The sequence below is a fragment of the Pseudoalteromonas luteoviolacea DSM 6061 genome (genome assembly GCF_001625655.1).
GTDB classification, from domain to species: Bacteria; Pseudomonadota; Gammaproteobacteria; order Enterobacterales; family Alteromonadaceae; genus Pseudoalteromonas; species Pseudoalteromonas luteoviolacea.
Genome location: NZ_AUYB01000161.1, coordinates 1 through 2243, shown reverse-complemented (window position 1 = coordinate 2243; position 2243 = coordinate 1). Strand labels below are relative to the sequence as shown.

The 2243-nt window shown below is 39.0% G+C and carries 4 protein-coding genes; all 4 read left to right on the top strand.

The window, feature by feature from the left end; all coding sequences use genetic code 11:
- Window positions 1-124 precede the first annotated feature (124 nt).
- The 4 genes from N475_RS24975 (at window position 125) to N475_RS24960 (ending at window position 2170) form a co-directional block, all read left to right on the top strand.
- Window positions 125-490, top strand: coding sequence for a hypothetical protein (locus N475_RS24975; protein WP_063359099.1), 366 nt, complete (start codon window positions 125-127; stop codon window positions 488-490).
- Window positions 491-631: 141 nt separating this feature from the next.
- Window positions 632-1138 carry a hypothetical protein gene (locus tag N475_RS24970; protein ID WP_063366147.1) on the top strand — a complete coding sequence of 169 codons (507 nt, stop codon included), beginning with the start codon at window positions 632-634 and terminating at the stop codon, window positions 1136-1138.
- Window positions 1139-1162: 24 nt separating this feature from the next.
- Complete coding sequence (locus tag N475_RS24965; RefSeq protein ID WP_063355652.1) at window positions 1163-1597, top strand: hypothetical protein; 435 nt, start codon at window positions 1163-1165, stop codon at window positions 1595-1597.
- A gap of 168 nt (window positions 1598-1765) precedes the next feature.
- Window positions 1766-2170 carry a hypothetical protein gene (locus N475_RS24960; protein WP_227008394.1) on the top strand — a complete coding sequence of 135 codons (405 nt, stop codon included), beginning with the start codon at window positions 1766-1768 and terminating at the stop codon, window positions 2168-2170.
- Window positions 2171-2243: the final 73 nt, after the last annotated feature.

Below are 2243 nucleotides of genomic sequence, written 5' to 3'. Positions count from 1 at the left end.
GCAGCGGCTTCGTTCAACAAGAAATTAAACAAGGACAAAAAACAGTTGGCTTTTTGTTCACTCCGTTCACCTATTTTAGCCAACAATTTTTTGCCTGTTAATTAGGCGTTATGCATAGTCGAATATGAGCAATCTTCGCAGTCCAAATTTACGAGCTAGAGATATTAATAAGCTAGCCATGTATAAACTCCAGAGTATTGTCTGGGATGCTGGCTGTGATGAGACCAGTGAATGGGTGTTTGCTTCTACTGAGGATGCACGCCACAAAGAAGGCCTTCTTAAATGGCTTGGTAGTAAAAATATTGATCCTTCCTGTGAAGTGGTCAGGGTAAATAGTCTTAGCGCTGAAATTGAGCGCATAGTTTGGAGTGATATCCTAAAAGCTCCTGAGCTCTACTTTTCAGGGAAAGAGTTCAAAATATATGATGTTGATTTGGCGTGGGTGCTGGAGTATGCACCTCAAGAGATAGCAAGGTTTGGCAGGGTATAGTGCATAACAAATTTAGCCACGCGACCCAATACACTCCGCTTAAACTTTGTGCGGAAAAATAATCGCACAAAGCCCAAGCTCCGGCATTGGGCGCGTGCTAAAGGCGTTAGGCTATAAGCTTCAAGAAAATAAGGAGGAATAGTGCTGAAAGAACTTGTCGAGTCATTTTCAAGCAATATAAAAGAGCGTGCTTCAAGCCCAGTCTTAGGGTCATATACTGTTGCAGCGATAGGGTGTAACTGGAAATCCTTGGTAGTTTTATTCACTTCAGAAAAATCTGGTGTGGAGTTGGTTAATGAGGTTGTATCAGTCTTTCCCGGTCTTGAACAAGGGTTAATTTATCCGGCGGGGTTTGCGATTGTGTTTTCTTTACTGTACCCATCTTTAAAAGCAATTATTTCAACTTTTAACACATATGCACCAATAATCGAGCTGAAGGCTGAATCTAGGCTAGAGGATATTAAAGAAAGAATTGGGATTAATAGAAGCGATATTGACTCTATTATTGAGTCAATATATAGCAGCCATGAAAAAATTGGATACCATGATTTAAAACGTATTCGTGAAGCTCTGCCAAACGAAGAAGACTTAATGATTAAAAAGCCTAACAAATCAATGCAGCCGACCGCTGAAGCGTCGGCTGATTGAGGCGTTAGCAACTACTGGAAAGTTATGGAGATAAAACAACTAAAGGGTTATAAGTTTGTTGCAGTGTTTACTGCTCTGGTTTGTTCCTTGGCTCTTCAAGATTTGTTTCGAAATCAATTTATCGATAATTTTTTGGGTATCACAGGGATATTAGGCAGTTTTTTGTTAGGTTTAGCTGCGGTTTCTGTTGTTTGCAGATACGTTTATCAACTTTTCTCAAATCTTAAAGTTATTGGTTTAAAAAAGTTTTTAATTGGTTTTTTCTTAGTTATTGCAAGCACAATTGCTTGGTTATTTGCATTAATAAAATTTGTTGTAGGTCCACTTATAAGTGGCACCATTGATTTTGAAACTCAGTACCCTGCATTTATTGGTTTGGTTAATGGTGTTTCAGGAGTTGTCTATTTTTATTTGGTTTGGCCTATAAAAAAAGCATGTTTGACCAAAAGTATTAGCTAACAAGGCCGTTAAACCTAAGGACACAAAACAGCAGGCTTGTGCTCCTTCGTCGCCAATTTTAGCCTGCTATTTTGTGCCGTTTACGGCAAGCGTTATGCGACTTGTCTGCCTCATCGATAAGTGTTTGCTAAACTTGACACCAGATAGAAAATTGAATGGTAGGTGAGTATGAATGCGATTAAGCTGGGTTTTATGGCTTCAGGAATGATTAATATTGTTGCTGTACTAGTATTTTCACGAGTTTTCACAAATTCGGTTATTAACGAGTTTGACCCAGTAGTAATGTCAAACTTTGGTCTGTTAATGATTATGGTGTGGGGCTTTGTTTTTCTTGGGGCTTCTCAGGTTACTCAAGGTATTAAATGGATCGCAGGTGCGTTTGCACTAGAAAAGCTAGTTTATGTCGTTGCTTGGGTTCTTTGGTTTAAGGACAATGATCTTGGCTTAGTTTATGAACAGGATTTGTTTGCAGGTATTTTTTATAGTATCTATGGATTAAATGACTTTGCTTTCATGCTATTTTTCTCTTGGGTCTTTCTCAGTCAAAATAGTTCCACTAAATCAGTAGCATAACAAATAAGGATAGGTGTCGCGAAGCCGACACCTTATCTGGGTGTTGAACAAGCCTGCGGCGCTGGTGATGCTT